Here is a 259-nt window from a genome sequence, read left to right as displayed (position 1 = left end):
GGTACCTGTTCCAGCGCCTGTACCAAATTCTCCAGGGCAGTTTGCAGATAAGCGCACACCCGCTGCGGATCAACCTGGGCGCAGGCCAACAGGCTCAGGCTGAAGCCTTCGCCCAGGTCGTCGACGCTCAGGGTCAACGGGTAGTTGGTGCGTTCCTCGGAGCGCAACGCTTGAATACCCTGCCAGGCCGAGACCGCTTCGGCGCTCGCGCCGCCAGCGCTATGGCGGTAGTTGAGCAACGCGCTGAACAGCGGCGTCG

Annotated in this window: 1 pseudogene; it reads right to left on the bottom strand. The window is 64.1% G+C overall.

Annotation, left to right across the window (positions count from 1 at the left end):
- Nucleotides 1-259: pseudogene (locus HX846_RS40150) on the bottom strand (hypothetical protein); the annotation flags it as partial.

Source organism: Pseudomonas sp. K5002, from assembly GCF_013386655.1.
In the GTDB taxonomy this organism is placed as follows: Bacteria; Pseudomonadota; Gammaproteobacteria; order Pseudomonadales; family Pseudomonadaceae; genus Aquipseudomonas.
This window is presented reverse-complemented; position numbering and strand designations above follow the sequence as displayed.